The organism is Kitasatospora sp. NPDC098663 (assembly GCF_044760075.1).
Taxonomy (GTDB): Bacteria; Actinomycetota; Actinomycetes; order Streptomycetales; family Streptomycetaceae; genus Kitasatospora.
Map to the genome: position 1 here is coordinate 229,966 of NZ_JBIWAP010000009.1, position 22,688 is coordinate 252,653.

Sequence of the window (22,688 nt, forward strand, 5' to 3'; positions counted from 1 at the left end):
AGCAGCGCGTGCCCGCACCCTGGAGGTGCAAGGGCGACCCCGCGCTCTGGGAGGAGCACGCCAATACGCACATCGCCCCGGCGATCGGCCTGCCCGCCCTCCCGCTGGTCCGCTTCACCGGCGACGTCCCGCAGCCCGGTGACCCGCGCGTCCCGCTGATGGAGCTGCTCTCGGCCCGCAAGTGGGCCCCGCTGCTGCGCTACGCCGCGGGCCGCCCGTTCGCCTGGGTGGACGACGTCATCCCACCGCGGCTGGTCCGCAACTCCCTCTGCCGCCGCGACCGCCTGCTGCTGCCGATCGACCCGGGCCCGGGCCTGGAGCGCCGGCACGTCGACCGCCTGCTCGCCCGGCCGCCGCGCACCCTCGCCGGCCGCCTCCCGCTCAGGGGGTCGGCAGCCAGCTGACGTGCCCGGCCAGCAGCGCGTACCCGACGAACGCCACCGTGTCGATCAACGCGTGCGCCGCGACCAGCGGCATCACCCGCCCCCAGCGCCGGTAGAGCAGGCAGAACACCGCTCCCATCACCATGTTGCCGACCAGCCCGCCGACCCCCTGGTACAGGTGGTACGAGCCGCGCAGCACCGAACTCGCCACCACCGCCGCCGGCCACGACCAGCCCAGCTGCCCGAGCCGGCGCAGCAGGTAGCCGAGGACGACGACCTCCTCCAGGGCGGCGTTCTGCCACGCGGAGAGCACCAGCACCGGGATCCGCCACCACACGTCCGGCAGCCCGGACGGCGCCACCGTCAGGTTGTAGCCGGCCGCCTGCGAGGCCAGGTACAGCACCAGCCCGGAGCCGCCGATCGCGGCCGCCACGGCGGCGCCACGGCCGAGGTCGCGCAGCTTCTGCCCGAGGTCGAAGCCGAGCACCCGCAGCGCGGCGCCCTCGCGCACCAGCAGGTACCCGACCAGCACCACCGGCATCAGGCCGCGCCCGATGTAGTACAGCTGCCACACCAGGTCCAGCCAGGGCCGGCCGGGCGCCCGCGAGCCGTTCAACGTGGCGACCTGCTGGCCGAGTTGGATCGGTTCGGTGAGCGAGGCCGCGAAGCTGATCAGCGCGCTGACGCCACTGGCCCCGAGGGAGAGGCCGAGGACGATCAGCAGTTCCGCGCCGAGCAGCCGGCGCGTGGGCTTCGCGGTCTCCGGTGCGGTCGGGAGGGTGGTCACGGGCGGCTCCAGCGGGGCGGGCGTCGCTCCGGCCGTCGGCCGACCGCCGGAGCGATCATCCTGACACAGCGGTCCGGCTACCCGACCGGCCAGGTGTGCACCGGCTCGCCGGTGCGCATGTGCTCGATGTAGCGCCTGGTCATCGCGGCGAGCGCGGCCGGCCGGTCCATCCCGTACTGCTCGCGCAGCCGGTGGAAGGTCGCGCTCTGCCAGGCCGCGCCGTTGGTGCGGCGCAGGCAGCGCTGCTCGATGATCCCCAGGTAGCGGTCCCGATCGGCGGGCTCCACGCCCCACTCGTCCAGGCCCTGGTGGGCCATCGGCAGCAGTTCGTTGAGCACCAGGTCGACGGCGGACACCGTGGTCAGCCCGCCGCCGCGGCCCGCCCGGCCCGCCCGCGGCCACTGGAACACCGCGTCGATGCCGTAGCGGGCGCCCTGCCGGAAGTTCTCGTCGGCCCGCTCGAACGGCAGCCGGGTCCAGACCGGCCGGGGCTGCTCGGCGAGCACCCGGACCAACCCGTAGTAGAAGGCGGCGTTCGCGAGCGTGTCGGCCACCGTCGGCCCGGCCGGCAGCGCCCGGTTCTCCACCCGCAGGTGCGCGATCCCGCCCGCGATGTCGTACACCGGCCGGTTCCAGCGGTAGATCGTGCCGTTGTGGAGCCGCATCTCGGCGAGCCGGGGCGCCCCGCCGGAGGCGAGCACCTTCAGCGGGTCCTCGTCGTCGCAGATCGGCAGCAGGGCGGGGAAGTACCGCAGGTTCTCCTCGAACAGGTCGTACGCCGAGTCCACCCAGCGCTCGCCGAACCAGGTGATCGGCCGGACGCCCTGCGCCTTGAGTTCCGCCGTACGGGTGTCACAGGCCTGCTGGAACAGCACCGGACGGGTCTCCCGCCACAGCTCCCGCCCGAACAGGAACGGCGAGTTGGCGCCGAGCGCGAGCTGCGCCCCGCAGATCGCCTGGGCCGCGTTCCACACCGAGGAGAAGCGTTCCGGGGTCACCTGCAGGTGCAGTTGCAGGGAGGTCGCGGCGGCCTCGGCCACCATGGTGATGGTCTCCAGCTGGAGGTGTTCGACGCCCTCGATGTCCAGCGCGATGTCCTCGCCGCGGGCGGCCAGAATCTGGTCGCTGAGCAGGCTGTAGCGCGGGTTGTGGGAGATCGCGTCCAGGCCGGTGTGGCCGTGCTCCAGGGTCGGCAGGATCCCCACCATGACGATCCGGGCACCGGCCTCGGCGGCCCGCCGGTCGGCGTAGCGCAGCCCGGTTTCGAGCTCCTCGCGCAGGTCCTCGAAGACGTGCCCGCACAGCCGGTGCGGCACGATGTTCACCTCGACGTTGAACTGGCCCAGTTCGGTCTGGAAGTCGCTGGAGCCGATCGCGCTCAGCACCTGCGCGTTGCGCAGCGCCGGCAGGCCGTCCTCGTCGGCCAGGTTGAGCTCGATCTCCAGGCCCATGACCGCCCGCGGCCGGTCGAACCGGTCCTCGCGCAGCATGCGCCCCAGCGCGTCGAGGCAGGCCTGGAGCTTGCGTCGGTACAGCTGCCGGTCCGCCAGATCAGCCCGAGTCGCCACGACCTTCTCGCCCATGGTCCCCTCCTCCTGAGACACCGGCCGACCCGACCGTGCAAGCATCATGCCCACCTCGAAGATCGATACCCGAATGCTTGTACTGGCTTGCAATGCAAGGAAACTGACGGATATTCAGCAGATCTGCCGACTTGCCCGGCGCCACCGCCTGTGATAAACAGGTCACCCTGCGCACCTGTTCGATAGAATTCGCACTGCGCTCCGGCCGGCCCGCTCCGCCTCGAAACCCTCGTCGACGGCGGCGACCGCGCCGGCACCGCGATCATGCACAACCGGACACGGCCAGGTCCCGTCACCGATGACACGCCGCGCCACGCCGGTATGCCGCACTCGCACGCCGATCTCGCACGGAGAGGCGGACCCCGCCATGACTCTGCAGACCCCCCAGCCCCCGCCGAGCGCCTTGCGCGCCGTCCTGGCCGCACTCGACTCGGAGACCGCGCTGCGCCAACCCGCCGCCGCAGCACTGCGCCATCCGGTCGGCCCGCTGCTCCCCACGCACCCGCTCGCCGTCCACGTCCTGGAGGGGCCGCGCCCGGAGCTGCGCGCCGCCCGCCGCACGGGCTGGCGCTTCCTGATCAAGGACGGCGCCGAGGTCGCCGCCGCCGCCGAGGTCGTCCAGGCCGTCGAGGGCCACACCTTCTCGCACTTCACCGCCGGCCCCTACCTCGACTCGACGGTCCGGGCGCTGCGCCAGGCCTGGCAGCTCGCCCAGGGCTCCCGGTCCCGGCAGCAGCCCCGGCTGTTGACCTTCCCCGGGCAGTACGCGACGGCACTGTGGCTGCACGGCCCCGACGCCGACCCGGCCGCCGACCAGCTGATCCCGCTGGCCCCGGCCCCGCTCGGCGTCACCGCGCACCGCGCCTACCCGGCCGGCGAGTTGCTGCCGCTGCTCGCCCGGGCGCCGCTCGCCAAGCCACTGCTGCTCGGTTCCTCCTGAGCCGACCCCACGCCGCCGGGCCACCGGGCCACCACCCGGTGGCCCGGTGGGCGTGCGCGTCGCCCTCACCCGCCCGAACCACCCGGACGGGCCATCCGCTCTGACCTCCTCGGGCCATGCCGCAGCTGACCCGTCGGTGCGCCTTTTCCCGCCAGACCCACCTGAACGGGTGATCTATGCCCGGGAGTTGTGGCGCATGTCACGAAATCCCTGCGCGCACGTCCACAGATGCCGACACTGGGAACCAGCGTGGAAGGACCACCTGTCCTACCCACTTGAGCGTCGGTCCACACCTGGTCGGCGCGCGGACAGGATCCGGCTACCGCGGCGGCTCCCGACGGCTCTGCCGGCGGCCGCACCACGGGGGAGGATCGCAGAGCGAAGCGAGGGTACGTATGTGCCAGCACCGTCCTGAGTGCCCGTCGGCCGAGTCCGAGGACCGCGAGGCGGCCGTCACGGTGGCCTGCCACCCGGAGCAGGGCTGGAGCCTGCTCTGCAACGGCGTCGTGCTGTTCGAGGACACCGGAGAGCTGCTGCCCGACGGCCGGGTGATCGCACCGCGCCGCCCCGTCGCCCACGCGGCCTGACCGCACCCGGCGGGGGCAGCCGCCGGACGACGGCAACGGGCAGGGCCCCGACGGATACCTCCCGTCGGGGCCCTGCCGTACGTCCGGTCCGGATCAGGCGCCGTACTCGTCCAGCGGCGGGCAGGAGCAGACCAGGTTGCGGTCGCCGTACGCGCCGTCGATCCGGCTGACCGGCGGCCAGTACTTGTCCGCCGGGTTCACGCCCGCCGGGAAGACCGCCTCCTGCCGCGAGTAGCCGTGCGCCCAGTCGCCGGCCAGCTCGGCGGCGGTGTGCGGGGCGTTGCGCAGCGGGTTGTCCGCGGCCGCCCACTCGCCCGAGCCGACCTTGTCGATCTCGGCCCGGATCTCGATCATCGCGTCGCAGAACCGGTCGATCTCGTGCAGGTCCTCGGACTCGGTCGGCTCGATCATCAGCGTGCCGGCCACCGGGAAGGACATCGTCGGCGCGTGGAAGCCGTAGTCGATCAGGCGCTTGGCGATGTCGTCCACCGTCACGCCCGTCTCCTTGGTCAGCGGACGCAGGTCGATGATGCACTCGTGCGCGACCAGCCCGCCGGGGCCGGTGTAGAGCACCGGGAAGTGCGGTGCCAGCCGCTTGGCGATGTAGTTGGCGTTCAGCACCGCGACCTGGGTCGCGCGCTTGAGGCCCTCGCCGCCCATCAGCCGGACGTACGCCCAGGAGATCGGCAGGATGGCCGCCGAGCCCCACGGTGCCGCCGAGATCGGGCCGACCCCGGTGGCCGGGCCGGCCTCCGGCTGCAGCGGGTGGTTCGGCAGGTACGGCGCCAGGTGGGCGCGCACCGCGACCGGGCCGACGCCCGGGCCGCCGCCGCCGTGCGGGATGCAGAAGGTCTTGTGCAGGTTCAGGTGCGAGACGTCCGCGCCGAACTTGCCCGGCTTGGCGAGGCCGACCAGGGCGTTCAGGTTGGCGCCGTCCACGTACACCTGGCCGCCGGCCTCGTGCACCAGGGCGCAGATGTCGGTGATCTGGGTCTCGTACACGCCGTGGGTGGACGGGTAGGTGACCATCAGCACGGAGAGGCTGTCCCGGTGCTGCTCGATCTTGGCCTTCAGGTCCTCGACGTCCACGTCGCCGTCGACGAGGGTCTTCACCACGACCACGCGCATGCCGGCCATCACCGCGGAGGCCGCGTTGGTGCCGTGCGCGGAGGAGGGGATCAGGCAGACGTCGCGCTGGGTGTCGCCGTTGGCGTGGTGGTAGGCGCGGACGGCCAGCAGGCCGGCCAGCTCGCCCTGCGAGCCTGCGTTCGGCTGGATCGAGACGGCGTCGTAGCCGGTCACCTCGACCAGCTGGCGCTCCAGCTCGCGGATCAGGCTGAGGAAGCCCTGGGCCTGCTCGATCGGCGCGAAGGGGTGCAACTGGCCGAACTCCGGCCAGGTGACGGCCTCCATCTCGGTGGTCGCGTTGAGCTTCATGGTGCAGGAGCCCAGCGGGATCATGCCGCGGTCCAGCGCGTAGTCCCGGTCCGACAGGCGGCGCAGGTAGCGCAGCATGGCGGTCTCCGAGCGGTGGCTGTGGAAGACCGGGTGGGTCAGGTACTCGTCCTGGCGCAGCAGCGCGGCCGGCAGCGCGTCGGCGCCCTCGGCGACCTCGACCGCGGGGACGCCGAACGCGGCCCAGACGGCGGCGAGGTGCTCGCGGGTGGTGGTCTCGTCGGTGGAGACCGAGATCCGGTCCGCACCGTCCTGGTGGACGTTGACGCCGTTGGCGCGGGCGGCGGCCGCGATCTCGGTGGCACGGCCCGGGACGACGGCGGTGACGGTGTCGAAGAACTCGCCGTGCAGCAGCTCGACGCCGCCGGCCCGCAGGCCCTCGGCGAGGGCGGCGGCGTAGCGGTGGGTGCGGCGGGCGATGTCGGCCAGGCCGTCCGGACCGTGGTAGACGGCGTACATCGAGGCCATGACGGCGAGCAGCACCTGGGCGGTGCAGATGTTGCTGGTGGCCTTCTCGCGGCGGATGTGCTGCTCGCGGGTCTGCAGCGCCAGGCGGTAGGCACGGTTGCCGTCGGCGTCGACCGAGACGCCGACCAGGCGGCCGGGCAGCGAGCGGGCGTACTCGGCGCGCACCGACAGGTAGCCGGCGTGCGGGCCGCCGAAGCCCATCGGGACGCCGAAGCGCTGCGAGGTGCCGCAGGCGATGTCGGCGCCGAGCGAACCCGGCGAGGCGAGCAGGGTCAGCGCCAGCAGGTCGGCGGCGACCGCGACGATCGCGCCGAGGCCGTGCGCCTGCTCGATGACCGGGGTGAGGTCGCGGACCACACCGGTGGCGCCCGGGTACTGGAGCAGCACGCCGAAGACGCCGCGCTCGGCGATCTCGGCCGGGATGCCCTCGGACAGGTCGGCGACGACGACCTCGACACCGGTCGGCACGGCGCGGGTGTTGATCACCGCGGTGGTCTGCGGCAGGGTCTCGGCGTCGACCAGGAAGACGCCGCCCTTGACCTTGGTGACGCGGCGGGCGAGCGCCATCGCCTCGGCGGCCGCGGTGCCCTCGTCGAGCAGCGAGGAGCCGGAGGTCGGCAGGCCGGTCAGGTCGGAGACCAGGGTCTGGAAGTTGAGCAGCGCCTCCAGGCGGCCCTGGGAGATCTCCGGCTGGTACGGCGTGTAGGCGGTGTACCAGGCCGGGTTCTCCATGACGTTGCGCAGGATCACCGGCGGGGTGAAGGTGCCGTAGTAGCCCAGGCCGATCATCGGCTGGAGCACCTGGTTGCGGCTCGCCAGCTCGCGCAGTTCGGCGAGCACCTGGGCCTCGCTGCGGCCGCCGGGCAGGTCCAGGCCGGTGATGGAGCGGATCGCCTCGGGAACGGCGGTGGCGGCGAGTTCGTCCAGCGAGCCGTAGCCGATGGACGCCAGCATCTTCTGCTGCGCGGCGTCGTCGGGGCCGATGTGGCGGTTCTCGAAGGGGCTGGCCAGCTCAAGCTCGGTGAGGGTCGAGGCGCCGGTGGGGCGTCCCGCGTTCGGCTGGGCGTTCATGGTGGTCGAGGCCTCCTGGTCACGGACCGGCGGGGGTGCGCACGCCGACCGGCCGGAGCCGCTGCGGACAGCGGCTCGACCCGGGCGGGCGAACCCGACAGGCCTCCCCCTCTGTCATCGGGACCTGAGAGCTTCACCCGCACGGCGCGCTGTGGGCACGCCGCCGGCTTGCACCGTCGGTGAGGGTGGTGCCCGTCGGCTCCCTGCCGACGGTCCTGCCCTGCTTTCCAGAGTGACCTACCCCACACGGTACGGATGCCTGAGAGATTCCGGGGAGGAGTTGCTCCTTCGGCGCCCCGACCAGCGCTTTCCGTGGCCGGGGACTCTCCCGAGCGGGCTCGGCGGTCGCCGCCCAGGGTACCAGCGGCAGGCCCCCCGATCACGGTCGCGTCGGGTCGCTCGGGGTCTACGCGCGTCCCCCGGACGGTCCAGCCCGAAGCCCGTCCGGCGCACCCCGGTCGCGCCCGTCCGATTCATGGCCTTTGGTGTGAAGTGGCAGGCGGAACGGGTGCTCCGGCCACGGTCCTGCGGGAGTTCCGCAGGCGCAGCGCACTGGAGGAAAGAGTGCAAACCGATATCGACCCCCGGGACCTCATCGGCCACAAGGCGGTCGACCGCAACGGAGACAAGATCGGCACGGTCGACGAGGTCTACCTGGACGACGCCACCGGCCAGCCGGAGTGGGCGGCCGTCCGGACCGGCATCTTCGGCCGGGACGCCTTCGTCCCGCTCACCACCAGCGAGTTCTCCGGCGACGAGCTCCGGGTGCCGTACGACAAGTCGCTGGTGAAGGAGTCGCCGGACTTCGGCGTCGGCCAGCACCTGTCGCCCGCCCAGGAGCTCCAGCTCTACCGCTACTACGGCCTGGACACCCCAGCGAACGGCCGCCCGGTCGGCCGGGACGGCGACCGTCCTGCCGACCGTGAGGGTGACCGGCCCGTCGGCCGCGAGAGCGACCGCCCGGCCAGCCGGGACGGCGACCGCCCCGCGCGCCCCGACCTCGACTTCGGCACCACCTCGGCGGCCGAGCCCGTGAAGCCCATCGCCTTCCACTCCCTCGACCCCGCCCCGACCACCACCCCTGCCGACCCCACCGGCACCGCGACAGAGGTCAACGTGCGGACCCTCAACACCCCCTCACCCGCGGCCACCCCCACGACGACCGAGCCCAAGCCGCAGCCCGCCCCGATCGTGACGACCACCGCGACCACGAACTCGGCCATGGCCGCGCCGGTCCCGGAGCGCTCGACCGGCCCCGCCCCGTCGTCCCCCAACGGCCCGGTGGAGATCACCTGCCGCGAGGAGCGCCTGGACATCACCACGGACTGGCACATCGTGGGCACCGCGAAGCTGCGCAAGTACGTGACCAGCGAGCAGGTCGAGCGCCGCGTCCCGGTGGTCCGCGAGCGCGTCCGGGTGGAGCGGATGCCGGTGAGCGAGGCCGAGCGCGCCTCGCTCACCGAGAAGGAGATCACCGAGGCGGTGGAGGAGGTCACCCTGCGCGAGGAGCGCCCGGTGGTCCGCAAGTACCTCACCCCGATCGAGCGGGTCCGCCTGGTGGTGGAGCGCTACACCGCCGAGGAGGTGATCCGGGACGAGCTGCGCCGCGAGCACGTCGAGATCCACGACAACACCGCCGCCGCCCCGGCGACCCCGACGGCCACCCCGGCGGCCGAGGCCCCCCGCCCGGCCGTGCTGCGCCCGTTCGCCTGACCTCTCTCCCCAGGGCCCCGGACCACTCGGTCCGGGGCCCTCGGCATGCCCTCGTCCCGGTCGCCGCCCGGCCGGAATCCTTCGATTTTGCCAAAGCGTCACCAATGGATATTTGACACTCTGAAGTATCTCCCGGCATGGTTACTTCAGTTCATTCACTATGTACGGGAGGAAGCAACCGTGAGTGAGGCACCACAGCCCACCACCGCGGCCGAGAAGCAGAGCAGCGCCCGGGTCCTGCCGGCCCTCATCCTGGCGATGCTGTCGTTCAGCGTGGTGCAGACCGCGGTCGTCCCGATCCTGCCCTCGCTGGCCAAGGAACTGAGCGTCTCCGCGTCCAGCATCACCTGGCTGATGACCGCCAACCTGCTCTCCGCAGCCGTGCTGACTCCCCTGCTGGGCCGCTTCGGCGACCTCCGGGGCCGTAAGCCGATGCTGCTGATCTCGCTGGCCGGTCTGGTCGCCGGTTCGGCGCTGGCGGTCAGCACCCACTCCTTCACCTGGCTGGTCGTCGCCCGTGTCCTCCAGGGCGCCGGCGGTGGCGTGCTCCCGCTGGCGATCAGCATCGTCCGCGACGAGCTGCCCAAGCAGAAGGTGACCGGCGGCGTCGCCGCCATCAGCGCCTCGATGGGCGTCGGCTCCGGCCTCGGCCTGGTCGCGACCGGTCTCCTGCTGGAGCACTGGAGCTACAAGTCGATCTTCTGGATGGGCCTGGTCTTCGGCCTGATCGCGGTCGCCCTGGTCGCGTTCCGCGTCCCGTCCGACCCGGTCACCGACAAGGAGGGCGGCGCCGACCCGCTCGGCGCCCTCACCCTGGCCGGCTGGCTCTCCGCCCTGCTCGTCGCGGTCAGCCAGGGCAACCACTGGGGCTGGACCTCGACCAAGACCCTCGGCCTGTTCGCCGTGGCCGCCGTCGTCGCCCTGATCTGGGGGGTCATCGAGACCAAGGTCGCGCACCCCCTGGTGGACATGAAGATGATGTCCCGTCCGGCCGTCGCCTTCACCAACCTGGCCGGCCTGCTGATCGGCTTCGGCATGTACGGCTCGTTCATGGTGATCAGCAACTTCGCCCAGACCCCGGAGAAGCTGACCCACTACGGCTTCACCGCGACCGTCCTGCACGCCGGTCTGCTGCTGCTGCCGTCCGCGATCGGCTCGATGGTGGCGGCTCCGGTCGGCGCGATGCTGATCGCCCGCCGCGGCCCGCGCCTGCCGCTGGTCCTCGGTGGCGTCCTGGGTGCCGTCGCGATGGCCTACCTGGCCGTGCGGCACAGCCACGAGGGCGACATCTACACCTCCTCGGCGATCTTCGGTCTGGGCATCGGCCTGGCGTTCTCCGCGATGCCGGCCTACATCAACGGCGCCGTCCCGGTGGAGCAGAGCGGCATCGCCAACGGCATGAACGCCGTGCTGCGCACCGTCGGTGGTGCGATCGGCACCGCCGTGATGGCCGCCATCCTGACCGGCGACACCATGAAGCTGCCGCCGCAGATCCCGCTGCTGCTGCCCACGCTGGACGCCTACAAGCACGCGTTCTGGGCCGCGGCCGTCGTCTGCGCCGTCGCCGGCGTCGTCCCGTTCCTGATCCGCGGCGTCAAGCCGGCCGCCACCGTCGTCGCCTCGGGCGGCACGGCCGAGCGGAACTCCAGCCCCGAGCTGGCCAAGACCGACGCCTGACCAGGCGTCCGGCCGCCGCGCTCAGGGACAGGGCGCGGCGGCCCGGCCTTCGGACGGTCGCGAGGGCATCACGACCGCACGAAGTCCGGCACGGTATGCGGCCCCAACCGGTACTCCCCCCCCCACCGGTTGGGGCCGCTTCGCGTTTCACATCCCCGGCACCCCCGGCTCCGCCGGCCCTTCCGACCTCTCGGCCCCCCACAGCGGCAGCGGACGGGCCGGCTCCAGCGCCGGATCGTCCACCGCGAAGGTCCGGATGCGCCCCGGCCCGCTCCACGGCGTCTCGAACCGTACGGTGACCCGCCCGACACCGCTGCCCTGCACCCACCCGGGCCCCAGCTCGGCATGGCGGACGTCCTGCCCAGGCATCCAGCGGCGCGGCGCGGCCGCCTCCGGCTCCTCCTCGGCCGCCTCGACCTCCGCCTCCGCGTGCTCGGCCGCCTCCTCCCGCAGGGCCTGCGCGAACAAGTCCTCCTGGGTGTAGTCGGCCAGCTGGGCGACGCCCACCCCGAGCAGCCGCACCCCACCGGTGATGTCCACCTGGGAGGCCAGCCGGCGCGCCGTCTCGATGACCACCGCCTCGTCGTCGGTGGGCCCGCGCAGCGTCTCCGAACGGGTCAGCGTCGAGAAGTCGAACCGCCGGACCTTGAGCACCACCGTCCGCCCCGAGCGCCCGGCCGCGCGCAGCCGCCGCACACACCGGGCGGCCAGCACCTCCACCTCGCGCAGCACCCGCTCCCGGTCGGCGAGGTCCACCTCGAAGGTGTCCTCCACCGAGACCGACTTGGCGTCCTGATCGGCCACCACCGGCCGGTCGTCCAGCCCTATCGACATCTGGTGCACGCCGGCGCCGTGCGCCCGCCCGAGCAGCAGCACCAGTTCGCCCTCCCCCGCCTCGGCGAGGTCCGCCACGGTGTTCAGTCCGGCCCGCCGCAGCACCTGTTCGGTGGCCGGCCCGATCCCGGGCAGCGCCCGGACCGGCATCGGGCCGAGCACGGCCCGCTCCTGCCCGGGTTCGATCAGCACCAGCCCGTCCGGTTTGGCCTGCTCGGAGGCGATCTTCGCCATCAGCTTGGACCCGGCTGCCCCGACCGACCCGGTCAGCCCGGTGCGCCGCTGGATGTCCGCCCGCAGGTCCTCCGCCAACGCGAGCACCAGCCGCTCCCCGGTCTCGTGGTCGGACTCGGCCAGCACCGGACCGTAGGGGCCGGCCTCCAGGTCGACGAAGGCCTCGTCCAGGCTGAGCGGCTGCACCAGCGGCGACAGCTCGCGCAGCAGGCCCATCACGAGCTCGCTGACCTGCCGGTAGGCCTCGAACCGGCCGCTCAGGAAGGCCGCGTTGGGGCAGAGCCGGCGCGCCTGCGCCATCGGCATCGCCGAGTGCACCCCGAACTTCCGCGCCTCGTACGAGGCGGTGGAGACCACCCCGCGCCCGCCGAGCCCGCCGACGACCACCGGTTTGCCGCGCAGGCTCGGCTTGGCCGCCTGCTCCACCGCCGCGAAGAAGGCGTCCATGTCGAGGTGGATGATGCTCGGCAGTGATCGCACCCGCCGATCATCCCGCAGGGGTCCGACAATGCGTACGAACCCGGGCGGGGCCCAGGCCGGGTCAGAACACCTAGCGCTGCGCGGCGTCCGCCAGAGCCTTCGGGATGCCGTCCTCCTGCGGGCCGAGGAACAGCGGGTCCGGCCGCAGCCAGGCGTTGACCGCCGCCTTGCCCGCCCCGGGGATCTCCCGCAGCCCGCCGTACAGCCAGGTGCCGTCGTGCACTTCCGGCACCCCGACCGCGTACGCGTCGATGCCCGCCGCCTCGCACAGGGCCAGCGCCCGGCGGACGTGGAAGTCCTGGCTGACCAGCACCGCCCGCTCCACCCCGAAGACCCGCCGGGCCCGGGTGCAGGAGTTCCAGGTGTCGAAACCCGCGTAGTCGCCCACCACCCGGACCGCCGGCACCCCGTGCTCGATCAGGTACGTCCGCATCGCGTCCGGCTCGTCGTAGCTGTCCCGGCCGTTGTCGCCGGTCACCAGGATCGCCTGCACCTTCCCCGCCCGGTACAGGTCCAGCGCCGCGCTCAGCCGGTGCTCCAGGTACGGCGACGGCTTGCCCTGGTCGAGCCCGGCGCCGAAGACCACCGCGACCGGCGCGGTCGGCACGCTGGCCACCGTGCCGACCCGGTCCCCGGCCGAGCACCACAGCCACGCGCTCGGCGCCAGCGCCAGCGAGCAGAGCACCGTCGCCGCCTGGAAGGCCCTGCGCTGCACGGACCGCCGCCGCAGCCGGACCTTCAGCAGCCCGCCCCGACGCCGCAGCAGACCCGCTATCCCGGTGCCGAACCCCACGTGTCCTCCCTCGATCGCCTCACCAGGCGCAACGACGAGGCCGCGGGCCCGGACGGTTCCCCGTCCGGGCCCGCGGCCTCGTCAGTTCTGCGTTCAGACCGCCCGGTTGCGCCGTTGGGCCAGCTCGTCGGACGGGTCGTGGCCGACCAGCGTCTCGCCGGTGTCGGTGCGCTCCGCGTGCAGCCGCCCGAGCGTCAGCTCCAGCTCCCGCCAGACCGCTCCGACCGCGATGCCGAACACCCCCTGACCACCCTTCAGCAGGTCCACCACCTGCTGCGGCGTGGTGCACTCGTACACCGTCGCGCCGTCGCACATCAGCGTCATCCCGGCCAGGTCGCCCTGCTCGGCCGCCTGCAGATGGGCGACCGCCACCCGGATGTTCTGCAGCGAGACGCCCGCGTCGAGCAGCCGCTTCACGATCTTGAGCAGCAGGACGTCGCGGAAGCTGTAGAGCCGCTGGCTGGTGGCCGGGTACGCCGAACGGACGCTGGGCTCCAGCAGACCGGTGCGGGCCCAGTAGTCCAGCTGGCGGTACGTGATGCCGGCCGCCGCGCAGGCCGTCGGACCTCGGTAGCCGATCAGTTCGGACGTCGGGGCCAGCCGCTCGATGGCGGGCTGACCGGGCTGCACGGCCGGGAACCTGCCCACCCGGGGCAGGTCCGTCACGGTGCGAGCGGTGCGCGGCAGGTGCATGGCGCACAGGCCTCCCACGGCCGTGTCATCGCCGGTGCTGCTCATGCCTGCCTCCGTCCACTGGTGCTGCGGGCAACCCGAACTGCGGGCATCGGTCACCCGGACAGCCACTCCTGACGGTAGGCAGTCCCCTATGACCCGTCAACGATCGCCACGCCGGGCCAGCCAAACCACATCACTCAGGAGAGTGGTTTTTCGTGCCCCTAGTGTGGGTAGGTCGACGGTTTTTGGCAAAACGGCAAGCCAAACAACGGCCTGGCCTGTAGAGAAATCCGGTCCGCACTACTACTGCGGGCCGCTGCCCCCGAAGTCCTCGGGCGACACCTGGTCGAGGAACTCGCGGAACTTCTCGACCTCGTCCTCCTGCTCGTCCGGGATCGCGATGCCCGCCTCGGCGAGCACCTCCTCGCTCCCGTAGATCGGCGTACCGGTGCGCAGGGCCAGCGCTATCGCGTCGGACGGCCGGGCGCTCACCTCGACCCCGCCGGTGAAGACCAGCTCGGCGTAGAAGACGCCCTCCCGCAGGTCGGTGATCCGGACCTCGGTGAGCTGCTGCCCGAGCGCCTCCAGGACGTCCTTGAACAGGTCGTGCGTCAGCGGGCGGACCGGCGTCATGCCCTGCTGGGCGAAGGCGATCGCGGTCGCCTCGCCGGGACCGATCCAGATCGGCAGGTACCGATCGCCCCCGACCTCCCGCAGCAGCACGATCGGCTGGTTGGAAGGCATCTCCACTCGGACACCCACGACGTCGAGCTCATTCACACAGGCAACCCTATGGCTCAGGCCCCGGATATGAAAGCGCAGGGCCGACGCCGCTGGTCAGCGCGGTGCACCCGGGCCGCCCGGGGTCTGGACGGCCACCCCGCGGAAACCCCGTGGGAACCCCGCGGGAGGCGCTATCCGCGGCTGCGCAGACCGGCCTGGACCATCGCCGCGTGCAGCCGCACGGACAGTGTCGCCAGCTCCCGCGCGGTGGCCTCGGCATGGGCCCTGGTCTGCGGGTTCCGGTGCCGGCGCAGTGGCGCCACCACCTGCTCCACCAGCGCGATCTCCCGGTCCGCCGCGGCCTTCATGGCCCGCAGGTGCCGCGGTTCCAGCCCGTACCGGCCGAGTTCCGCGACCAGTCGGGCCACCTGCAGCGCCTCGCCGTCGTACCCGCCGTCCGGACCGGGCGCGACCAGACCGTAGGACTCCCACTCGGACAGCTCGCGTTCCCCGGACTCGGCGGCCGCCAGCAGTTCGGCACGCCCCAGCCGGACTCCGGACGGGACGTCGGCCGAAGCCCCCAGCTCCCGGTCCGCCTCCTCCACCGGCCCGGGCCGGGCGTCGGCGGAGGGCGGCAGCGCGGGCGGTGCCTCACCGCGCTCGATGGCGTCCAGGTGCTCGCGGATCACCCGCAGCGGCAGGTAGTGGTCACGCTGCATCCGCAGGACGTAGGCCAGCCGCTCGACGTCGGCCGGGCTGAACTTGCGGTACCCCGAGGGCGTGCGCTGCGGCTCAACCAGCCCCTCCGCCTCCAGGAACCTGATCTTGGAGATGGTGACCTCGGGGAAGTCGTCGCGCAGGAAGGCCAACACCGCGCCGATGCTCAGCAGCTCGTCGCCGCCGCGCCGCCGCCCACCCGGCCGGTCCGGGCGGAGCGGCTGCCTGGGGCCCGCGACCACCCCGCGCCCGCCGCGGTCCGTCTGCGGACCGGACGATGCGGGGGTGGCCGCCCCGAGAGAAGATGAAGGGGTATTCGTACTCACTCGGGCTCCTACCGACGTTGGGTTCAGTACCCCCGGTTGTGGCCGGCGAAGAACACCAGCCGGTACTTCCCGATCTGCACCTCGTCACCGTTGTTCAGCGACACCTCGTCGATCCGCTCCCGGTTGACGTAGGTGCCGTTGAGGCTGCCGACGTCCGCGACGCTGAACCCGGCCTGCGTCCGACGGAACTCCACGTGGCGCCGCGAGACCGTGACGTCGTCCAGGAAGATGTCGCCCTGCGGGTGACGGCCGGCCGTGGTGACGTCCGAGTCCAGCAGGAAGCGGCTACCCGAGTTCGGACCGCGCTGGACGATCAGCAGCGCCGAGCCCGGCGGCAGCGCGTCGATCGCCGACAGTACCTCGGCCGACAGGGCCGGCGTGGCGCCGGTGCCGGTCGTGGTGTTGGGGTCGTACGACTCCAGGCCGGAGATGGAGATGGTCGACGTGGTCTCCGCCGCCCCCTCCGGAAGCAGGCCACCGCGCAGGGCCGTACCGCAGTTGGAGCAGAACCGGGCCGAGGCCGGGTTCTGGTTGCCGCACCTGGGGCACGGAGTGGGGCCAGCCATGTTCACAGCCTCCTGGCGCGGCACACCCGACGGGTTGTGCCCGGCGTACGGGTCCGGGGCAAACCCTCCACCAGAGGTTGAGGGTCCTGACTGGAAACCTATGCGCGGGTCGCCGGAAGGGTCAACCGACGCGCCGTAGCCGCCCACCGGATTCCCGGCGTACTGGGCGGCGGCACCGTCCCGGAACAGCTGCTGCTCGGCGTACGGCGCCCCCTCGGGGGCGGGGCGCATGCCCGGCACAACGGCCTCGTCCTCGGGCCGGCGGTGCCGCGCGGTCGGCGCCTCGACGGAAGCCGCGCCACGGCCCTTGTTACGACCGAACAACTTCGAGAAGAAACTCACGGGCGAATCCCCTTGCGTGTGACAGACCCGCCCGCGGGGCAGGGTGAGAACCTCGGACAGGCCGCGGACCCGATTGCGGATCGGGCCTGCTGGAGTGGTACTCCGATGGTTGGTACTGCGGTTGGTGCTCCGGTGCGTGCTGGTACGACCCAGTCTCGCCGACGCGACGGCGGCGCCCCGCACCGGGTGCCGCCCGCAGGTGACGGGCCGTTCGTCGGGCGCCCCGTCACTTCGAAGCCGGCTTGGCGTACTGCGGCGTCTTCAGATCCACGAGGGCGTCCACGACCACCTTCTGCTGCTGGGTGATCGTCGCCCGCGCCTGGTGACTCTCCAGAGTACGGACGACACCCCCCGGGATGTTCAGCGCGGGTGTCAGATCCTGCGGGTTCCCCACGACGGTGAACCGATAGGGCTGCGAGACCTTCTTCCCGTCGATCTGCACCCCGCCGCCCGACACGTCGGTGAAGTAGGTGTTGACCACCACGCGCACATCGTTGATCTGAATCGCCTCCGCCCCCGCCGCTCGAAGTTCTTGCAGGGTGTCCAGCAGCATATCTGCCTTCACCTGCCCTTGGGGATCATCGACCGTGAGTACGATGCCCGGACCAGTGGCTTTGACGGTGCCGGCGAGCACGCCGAGCTCCGTCGCCTTCTTCCTGGTCTGCTCCTGGGCCTCCTTGGCCTGGTTGGAACTGTTCTCCAACTTGGCCAGGGACTGTTCCAACTCCGCCTTCTCCTGCTGGAGACGCTGCTGACGGCTGTCCAGTTCGTCGAGGATGCGCACCAGGTCCTCCTGGCGGGCCCCGCGGAGCTGGCTGTGGTGGTCGTTGGTCGACCGCACCTGGATCGCCAGCCCCAGGCCGAGCGAGAACAGCAGCAGCGCCACCACCAGCTGCCCGCGCGACATCCGCGGCGGCCACAGAGCTGCCTTGAGGCGCCGCCGTCCCGCACTGCGGTCCACGGCGGCCGGCTCCACCACGGACTCGGGCTCGGGCTCGGACTCAGGCTCGGGTTCAGACGCAGGCTCGGACGCAGGCGCTGCGGCCTTCACGAGCCGCACCACGGGCGCGGGCGCCGCCTCCGCATCAAGCTCAGGCTTAGCGTCAGACTTCGCCGCAGCCTGTTCCTCGGGCCCCTCGGCCTTCCCCGGCTCCTCCGGATCCTCGGCCTGGTCGGCGTGCTGGACCTCTGCGGCCCCGTCCACCGGCTCGACCGGGCCCGCCTCGGCCGCCGACTCCGGCCCCGGCGCCTCGGCAGCCCGTTCCAAGGCCTTCCCGCCGCCGTCCGGGTGCTCCTCCGCCGCCCCGCGGCCCGACTCAGGCGCGGAAGACATGGCGCCGAATCGCGGCCGCGTTGGAGAAGATGCGGATGCCGAGGACGACGACCACACCCGTGGACAGCTGCGAGCCGACGCCCAGCTGGTCACCGAGGAAGACGATCAGTGCCGCGACCACCACGTTCGACAGGAACGAGACGATGAACACCTTGTCGTTGAAGATCCCGTCCAGCATCGCCCGGACGCCGCCGAACACGGCGTCCAACGCCGCCACCACCGCGATCGGCAGGTACGGCACGACGGCGTCCGGCACCTCGGGCTGGACGAAGAGTCCGACGACCACCCCGATCACGAGACCCAGTACGGCAATCACGGTCTAGCTGCTCCTGTCCCTGCGGACGACGACCCGGGCGGGGCCGTCGTGGACGAGTGGGCTGTCGTGGTCTTCGCGGACCCGCTCGGCGTACGCCGCCCGGTGCTGCCCGCAGACGGTGAAACGGACGCGCTCGGGCTCCCGGAGGTTCCGGCGGTGGGTGGCGGCGTCGGCGCGACCGGAGCCGCCGACGGGGACGCCGGGGGCGAGGGCTCGGACGTGACCGGCTGCGCGGTCCGCAGCGTCACGCCCACCGCGGCCGGCAGCGTCAGGTTCTTCTGCGCGGACATGGTCGACTTGATGCCGTACTTCTCCTGGAGCAACCGCAGGTACTGCCCGGCCATGTCGTTCTCGAAGGCGGTGAGCAGCTTCGGCCCGTCCCCGATCGCCTGGATGTTGTACGGCGGGACGAGCGGCCGGTTGTCCACCAGCACCGCCTCGCCCGCGGCCCGGATCGCCGAGAGCGCGGTGAGCCGCTGACCGTTGATCGCCACGGCTTCCGCACCGGATCCCCACACGCCGTTCACCACCAGCTGGAGGTCGCGGTCCCGCAGCCGGCCACTGTTGGAGAAGCCCTGCCCGGCCCGCGGATCGACGTTCCCCCCGCCGCCGGTCCCCGCCGCGTCCTCCAGGACCAGCTTGACGCCCGGCCCCGAAACCTCGCCCAGACCCACCGCGCCGGTCAGACCGCCCTGGTCGCCGTCGCCCGTGGCCAGCGCCTGCTGCTGCGTGCTCTCGACCTTGCGCCGCAGGTCCTGGACCTGCTGCTGAAGGTGGTCGGCCGAGCCGTTGGTGTCGTTGATCCGGTGGATCAGCGCGTCCCGCTCCTTGGCCAGCGTCGGCTCCGCCTTGTGCGCGTTCACCGCGCCGACCGTCACCACGACCCCGACCAGCGCCAGCCCGGCGCCCAGCGTGAGCAGGCCTCGGGCCGTCCTGGGTATCCGGCTGTCGTGGTCTGCGCCCCGCGCCGCGGCAGCCTCGGCGTAGCCCTCGTCGAGGCTGTGGTCCATGACGTTGGTCAGCAGGGACATCGAGGCGTCCGGACGGTTGTACCGTCCGTTCGGGGCACTCGGCGTCGGCGTCGCTGGCATGCGGACCATCGTCCCACGTCGGCGAAGGGGCCCACGCACACCCCCTGAGCTGCACTCACGACACAAAGTGACGGATCATTGCGAACAGTGTGAAAACGGACAGCGGGGCGCGCGGACCATGCCGCGCGCCCCGACCGTCAGGACCGTCGAACGATCAGGCCGGTGTCGTCACCTCCCGGCGCCGTCGACCACCGCCGCCCACTCGTCCAGCAGCGCCTCCGTGGCCTCGTCGTCCGGACCTTCCGCCCACAGGTGGGTGGTCGCCTCGGCGGGATCCGGCAGCACCAGCGTCCAGCGCCCGTCCGCCTCGACGACCCGGACGCCGTCGGTGGTGTCCAGCCGCCGGCTGCCGGCCGCCTCGACCACCGAGCGCATCACCATCCCCTTGGCCGCCCACGGCGTCGCCAGGTCCCGGCGACGGATGTGCGCCTGCGGGATGCGCGCGTCGATCTGGCTCAGCGTGAGCTGGGTCCGCGCCACCAGGCCGACCAACCGCACGAAGGCCGCGGCCCCGTCCAGCACTCCGCTGAACTCCGGCACCACGAAACCGCCGCGCCCGTCCCCGCCGAACACCGTGCCCTCGGTGGCGGCCGCCTTCGCCAGGTCGTCCGGCGTCGTCGTGGTCCAGATGACCTGGGTGCCGTGGTACGCGGCGACCTGCTCGGCGATCCGGGTCGTGGTCACCGGCAGCGCCACCTGCCCGCTACGCCGCTCGGCCGCGACCAGGTCCAGCAGCACCAGCAGCGCCCGGTCGTCGTCGATCACCCGGCCCAGTTCGTCGACGAACGCGACCCGCTCGCCGACCGGGTCGAAGCGGACGCCGAAGGCCGCCCGGGAGGAGGCCACCAGCTCGCCGAGCCTGGCCAGCCCGGCCCGCCGCTCCTCCGCGTCCTCCGTCGGCCGCGCCTCGTCCAGCCCGCTGGAGACGGTGAGCGCCTCCACTCCGAGCCGTCCGAGGATGCTCGGCAGAACCAGGCCGGCGCTGCCGTGCGCGGTGTCCACGACCACCTTCAGTCCGGCCTCCCGGACCCCGGTGGTGTCGACGGCCCGCAGCAGGTTGCCCGCGTAGGAGTCGAAGACGCTGGACGGGAAGGTCAGGTCCCCGATCTCACCGGGGAAGGCCCGCCGGTACTCCTGGCGCGCGTACACGCGGTCCAGCTTTCGCTGGCCGGCCTGCGAGAGGTCGGCCCCGCGCTCGTCGAAGAAGAGGATGTCCAGGGAGTCGGGCACCCCCGGCGTGGTCCGCAGGAAGATCCCGCCCGCACTTCCCCGCGCGGTGTGCTGCCGGGCCACCGGCATCGGCACGTTCTCCAGGTCGCGGACGTCTATGGCCGACGTCTGGAGCGCCGAGATCATCGCCCGTTTGAGCGCACGCGCACCACGCGAGTGGTCACGCGCAATGGTGACGGTCGCCCCCTTCTTCAGGGTCGTGGCGTACGCGCCGGCCAACCGCACGGCCAGTTCCGGGGTGATCTCGACGTTCAGGATCCCCGACACGCCACGCACGCCGAACAGGTGCTCCTGGCCGCGGGACTCCCAGATCACCGACGTGTTGACGACGGCGCCGGCCTCGATGGTCTTGAACGGATAGACCCGGACGTTCGCACCGATGATCGACTCCTCGCCGATCAGGCACTCGTCCCCGATCACCGCGCCGTCCTCGATCCGGGCGGCCCGCATCACGTCGGTGTTCTTGCCGACCACGCAGCCGCGCAGATTGCTCTGCGGCCCGATGTAGACGTTGTCGTGCACGACCGCCTTGTGGAGGAACGCGCCGCGCTTGACCACCACGTTGCTGCCGAGCACGGTGTGCTCGCGGATCTCGACGCCGGCCTCGACCTTGGCGTAGTCCCCGATGTACAGCGGCCCGCGCAGCACCGCCTCCGGGTCCACCTCCGCGCCCTCGGCCACCCAGACGCCCGGCGAGATCTCGAACCCGTCGAGCTCGACGTCGACCTTGCCCTCCAGGACGTCCGCCTGGGCCTTGCCGTAGCTCTCGTGGGTGCCCACGTCCTCCCAGTAGCCCTCGGCGACGTAGCCGTAGACCCGCTTGCCCTCCTTCAACAATTGCGGGAAGACGTCACTCGACCAGTCGACGGACTCACCTGCTGCGACGTAGTCGAAGACCTCTGGTTCCATCACGTAGATACCGGTGTTCACAGTGTCCGAGAAGACCTGTCCCCAGGTCGGCTTCTCCAGGAAGCGCTCGACCCGTCCGTCGTCGTCCGTGATCGTGATACCGAACTCGAGGGGATTCGGCACCCTGGTGAGACAGACGGTGACCAGCGCGTTCTTGCTGCGGTGAAAGTCGATCAATTCCGAGAGGTCGAAGTCGGTGAGTGCGTCACCGGAGATCACCAGAAAGGAGTCGTCCTTCAACGCGTCCTCGGCGTTCTTGACACTCCCCGCGGTGCCTAGCGGCGTCTCCTCGTGGGCATAGGTCAGATGCATGCCCAGGTCCTCGCCGTCACCGAAGTAGTTCTTGACCAGTGAGGCCAGGAACTGGACGGTGACGACGGTGTCGGAGAGGCCGTGCCGCTTCAGCAGCCGAAGCACGTGCTCCATGATCGGCCTATTGGCGACCGGAAGCAGCGGCTTCGGCATGCTGGAGGTCATCGGGCGGAGTCGGGTTCCTTCGCCCCCTGCCATGACAACGGCTTTCATTACGGGTGCGTCCTCCTTTGCGGTGGTGGACCTACAGGTCCATCAAACCGTTCCAGAGGGATCCCTACCCGGAAGGTATCGTCCGACGCACCGATACGGCGTGGGACTTCTCTCAGATCACGTCTCAGACTGCGGACGCGGAGCCCGTCGAGGCCGCCCGGGTGATCCGCCGGGCCTGAACCGCGTAAAGAATACCGGCCCACCAGTACAACGTGGTCCCCCACCAGATGAAGGCCCAGCTCACCACCTCGGCCGGCCGCGCGATCCAGCTGTCCACGCTGCCGAGCAGGAGAAGCGGAAACGCGTACATCAGATTGAAGGTCGCGGCCTTCCCCAGAAAACTCACCTGGAGCGGCCCGTAACCGTGCCGGTTCAAAATGGGCAACAGCGCGCCGATAAACACTTCCCGGGCCAGCAGAATCGCCGTCACCCACCACGGAAGAATCTCACGCCAGGTCAAACCGACCAGCGTGGACAGCACGTAGAGTCGGTCGGCCAGCGGATCGAGCAGCTGCCCCACCCGACTGACCTGTCCCCATCGCCGCGCGAGTTTCCCGTCGAGGTAGTCGCTGACACCGCTCAGCATCAGGATCAGCAGCGCCCAACCATCGTTGTTGGGGCCATCGAAAACCGGCCAGAGAATCAGCCAGAGAAAAAGCGGAACACCGACCAGCCGGCCCATGCTGAGCAGGTTGGGGATGGTGAGGACGCGATCGGTCTGGACCCGCGTCTCCTGGACCTCCACCCGGGGGCCTCCTGTCCCGTGTGACGACAATGCACGTTGACCCTACAACAGAAAAGCCCCCGCCAGGTTCACCCGGCGGGGGCTTCTCTCGAATAATTGTTCGGCGGCGTCCTACTCTCCCACAGGGTCCCCCCTGCAGTACCATCGGCGCTGTAAGGCTTAGCTTCCGGGTTCGGAATGTAACC

18 protein-coding genes, 1 rRNA gene, 2 pseudogenes and 1 riboswitch are annotated in these 22,688 nt (G+C 71.7%); of the genes and pseudogenes, 6 read left to right on the forward strand and 15 right to left on the reverse strand.

The window, feature by feature from the left end:
• The first annotated feature begins 8 nt into the window (after nt 1-8).
• Nucleotides 9-404, forward strand: coding sequence for a hypothetical protein (locus ACIQVZ_RS12865; protein WP_402449431.1), 396 nt, complete (start codon nt 9-11; stop codon nt 402-404).
• Here the strand turns inward: ACIQVZ_RS12865 and ACIQVZ_RS12870 are convergent.
• Nucleotides 382-1,170 carry a CPBP family intramembrane glutamic endopeptidase gene (locus tag ACIQVZ_RS12870; protein ID WP_402449433.1) on the reverse strand — a complete coding sequence of 263 codons (789 nt, stop codon included), beginning with the start codon at nt 1,168-1,170 and terminating at the stop codon, nt 382-384. The genes ACIQVZ_RS12865 and ACIQVZ_RS12870 overlap by 23 nt on opposite strands.
• Nucleotides 1,171-1,247: 77 nt before the next feature.
• Nucleotides 1,248-2,753: a glutamate--cysteine ligase gene (locus ACIQVZ_RS12875; protein WP_350879027.1), complete on the reverse strand. Its 1,506-nt coding sequence runs from the start codon at nt 2,751-2,753 to the stop codon at nt 1,248-1,250.
• Nucleotides 2,754-3,120: 367 nt separating this feature from the next.
• Between ACIQVZ_RS12875 and ACIQVZ_RS12880 the strand changes: the two genes are divergently transcribed.
• Complete coding sequence (locus ACIQVZ_RS12880; RefSeq protein WP_350879026.1) at nt 3,121-3,693, forward strand: hypothetical protein; 573 nt, start codon at nt 3,121-3,123, stop codon at nt 3,691-3,693.
• 395 nt (nt 3,694-4,088) lie between these two features.
• Nucleotides 4,089-4,280 carry a DUF5999 family protein gene (locus ACIQVZ_RS12885; RefSeq protein WP_387812590.1) on the forward strand — a complete coding sequence of 64 codons (192 nt, stop codon included), beginning with the start codon at nt 4,089-4,091 and terminating at the stop codon, nt 4,278-4,280.
• Nucleotides 4,281-4,373: 93 nt separating this feature from the next.
• Here ACIQVZ_RS12885 and gcvP read toward each other — a convergent pair whose 3' ends face one another.
• On the reverse strand, nt 4,374-7,274 hold the full coding sequence (gene gcvP, locus ACIQVZ_RS12890; protein WP_402449437.1) for an aminomethyl-transferring glycine dehydrogenase: 2,901 nt from the start codon (nt 7,272-7,274) through the stop codon (nt 4,374-4,376).
• Nucleotides 7,275-7,511: 237 nt separating this feature from the next.
• A riboswitch (glycine riboswitch) is annotated at nt 7,512-7,615 on the reverse strand.
• A 223-nt stretch (nt 7,616-7,838) separates the two neighbouring features.
• On the opposite strand from gcvP, the pseudogene ACIQVZ_RS12895 reads away from it, so the two are divergent.
• From ACIQVZ_RS12895 to ACIQVZ_RS12905, 3 genes and pseudogenes are all read left to right on the forward strand, one after another.
• Nucleotides 7,839-8,201: pseudogene (locus ACIQVZ_RS12895) on the forward strand (PRC-barrel domain-containing protein); the annotation flags it as partial.
• A 372-nt stretch (nt 8,202-8,573) separates the two neighbouring features.
• A pseudogene (locus tag ACIQVZ_RS12900) lies at nt 8,574-8,987 on the forward strand (DUF2382 domain-containing protein); the annotation flags it as partial.
• A 180-nt stretch (nt 8,988-9,167) separates the two neighbouring features.
• The gene (locus ACIQVZ_RS12905; protein ID WP_350879022.1) at nt 9,168-10,664 is read left to right on the forward strand and encodes an MFS transporter; all 1,497 of its coding nucleotides are present in this window, start codon (nt 9,168-9,170) and stop codon (nt 10,662-10,664) included.
• 147 nt (nt 10,665-10,811) lie between these two features.
• Here the strand turns inward: ACIQVZ_RS12905 and ACIQVZ_RS12910 are convergent, their stop codons facing one another.
• The 12 genes from ACIQVZ_RS12910 to rrf all read right to left on the reverse strand — a co-directional run.
• Nucleotides 10,812-12,212 (reverse strand): DNA polymerase IV, encoded by a 1,401-nt coding sequence (locus ACIQVZ_RS12910; protein ID WP_402449439.1) that lies wholly within the window; start codon nt 12,210-12,212, stop codon nt 10,812-10,814.
• A gap of 70 nt (nt 12,213-12,282) precedes the next feature.
• Nucleotides 12,283-13,005, reverse strand: coding sequence for a vancomycin high temperature exclusion protein (locus ACIQVZ_RS12915; protein WP_402449441.1), 723 nt, complete (start codon nt 13,003-13,005; stop codon nt 12,283-12,285).
• Between the two features lie 93 nt (nt 13,006-13,098).
• Nucleotides 13,099-13,743 (reverse strand): MerR family transcriptional regulator, encoded by a 645-nt coding sequence (locus ACIQVZ_RS12920; protein WP_402449443.1) that lies wholly within the window; start codon nt 13,741-13,743, stop codon nt 13,099-13,101.
• Nucleotides 13,744-13,983: 240 nt separating this feature from the next.
• On the reverse strand, nt 13,984-14,460 hold the full coding sequence (locus ACIQVZ_RS12925; RefSeq protein WP_063350203.1) for a bifunctional nuclease family protein: 477 nt from the start codon (nt 14,458-14,460) through the stop codon (nt 13,984-13,986).
• A 134-nt stretch (nt 14,461-14,594) separates the two neighbouring features.
• A complete protein-coding gene (locus ACIQVZ_RS12930) occupies nt 14,595-15,290 on the reverse strand; it encodes a MerR family transcriptional regulator (protein WP_402449472.1) in 696 nt (231 codons plus the stop codon).
• Between the two features lie 179 nt (nt 15,291-15,469).
• A complete protein-coding gene (locus ACIQVZ_RS12935; RefSeq protein WP_402449444.1) occupies nt 15,470-16,012 on the reverse strand; it encodes an FHA domain-containing protein in 543 nt (180 codons plus the stop codon).
• A gap of 568 nt (nt 16,013-16,580) precedes the next feature.
• Entirely contained in the window at nt 16,581-17,687 is a 1,107-nt protein-coding gene (locus ACIQVZ_RS12940; protein ID WP_402449447.1) for a DUF881 domain-containing protein, read from the reverse strand.
• The gene (locus ACIQVZ_RS12945; RefSeq protein WP_030062488.1) at nt 17,671-18,003 is read right to left on the reverse strand and encodes a small basic family protein; all 333 of its coding nucleotides are present in this window, start codon (nt 18,001-18,003) and stop codon (nt 17,671-17,673) included. The genes ACIQVZ_RS12940 and ACIQVZ_RS12945 overlap by 17 nt, the downstream gene beginning before the upstream one ends.
• Nucleotides 18,000-19,094 (reverse strand): DUF881 domain-containing protein, encoded by a 1,095-nt coding sequence (locus ACIQVZ_RS12950; RefSeq protein WP_350879018.1) that lies wholly within the window; start codon nt 19,092-19,094, stop codon nt 18,000-18,002. The genes ACIQVZ_RS12945 and ACIQVZ_RS12950 overlap by 4 nt, the downstream gene beginning before the upstream one ends.
• A 168-nt stretch (nt 19,095-19,262) precedes the next feature.
• The gene (locus ACIQVZ_RS12955; protein ID WP_063350200.1) at nt 19,263-21,758 is read right to left on the reverse strand and encodes a mannose-1-phosphate guanyltransferase; all 2,496 of its coding nucleotides are present in this window, start codon (nt 21,756-21,758) and stop codon (nt 19,263-19,265) included.
• Nucleotides 21,759-21,882: 124 nt separating this feature from the next.
• Nucleotides 21,883-22,503: a CDP-diacylglycerol--glycerol-3-phosphate 3-phosphatidyltransferase gene (gene pgsA, locus ACIQVZ_RS12960; protein ID WP_402449449.1), complete on the reverse strand. Its 621-nt coding sequence runs from the start codon at nt 22,501-22,503 to the stop codon at nt 21,883-21,885.
• A gap of 98 nt (nt 22,504-22,601) precedes the next feature.
• Nucleotides 22,602-22,688 (reverse strand): 5S ribosomal RNA (rrf, locus tag ACIQVZ_RS12965); the annotation flags it as partial.